We start from the raw sequence: 775 nt of genomic DNA on the forward strand, positions 1-775 counted from the left end.
TTATTGAAAAAGTAGCGACAAGTTTTTTTAACATTGGTATTTCCAGGGTGGTGTAAATCGCGTGCATACTATCATGCACCAATTACCAATTAAATGGTACGATATTCCTTATTGTGCAAAGGATTGATGAGTATCATTTCCCGTTTTTATTTTGAATGGGGTAAGAATGCCGGGAAGTAGAAAATAGCGAGGTTTAGCCCCGCCAAATAGTGGCTTGGTTAGTTACAAATTGTAATGTCGCCAATAGTGCTACATGTTTTATTATCACGATCGCCATTGATAATAGTCGTGTGTGTGTTAGCAAATACATTCGCTGTGAAAAGAATTGCAATTATTGCGATTGTTTTTTTCATTTTGACGTGGTCGTCCAATCTAACTTTATTTTAAATAGACATAACATAACACAACTCGGTGTCATGCATTGAGAAATTAATTCTTCTAACTGCTCTTCTGAAACTGTTTTTTATCAATGTAGAAGAACGAGTACATTAGTAGAATTAGTGACAATGACGCACACCTGTGCGTGAGTCTACGTGACAACCGTAACTGTCTGTGCCACCAGAGTGTGCGTAAGCAGTAAAAGCTGAAAGAGCTAGAAATAAAGCTAGTGCGATGTGTTTCATTGGTGTTGTTTTCTTATCATGTAAATTAAAGAGCTCGGATTTTAGTGAATTTCCATAAAAACAGAAATGAAAAATTTTTATCGTTACCATTAGAGGTTATGTCTGGCTTCTATTAGTGCCTGGAAAACATCACATAACGAATAAGGATTAAG

At 36.0% G+C, this 775-nt stretch carries 1 protein-coding gene; it reads right to left on the reverse strand.

The window, feature by feature from the left end; genetic code table 11:
* Positions 1-497: 497 nt before the first annotated feature.
* Positions 498-623, reverse strand: a complete 126-nt coding sequence (locus AB4653_RS18685) for a YHYH domain-containing protein (protein WP_102257609.1) — start codon at positions 621-623, stop codon at positions 498-500.
* Between the last annotated feature and the right edge of the window lie 152 nt (positions 624-775).

This window comes from Vibrio sp. 10N.222.48.A3 (genome assembly GCF_041475345.1).
GTDB lineage: Bacteria > Pseudomonadota > Gammaproteobacteria > Enterobacterales > Vibrionaceae > Vibrio > Vibrio tasmaniensis_A.

What these genes read in the sequence shown, in the direction of transcription:
- AB4653_RS18685 (WP_102257609.1), bottom strand. Translation starts at nt 623, where the DNA reads ATGAAACACATCGCACTAGCTTTATTTCTAGCTCTTTCAGCTTTTACT.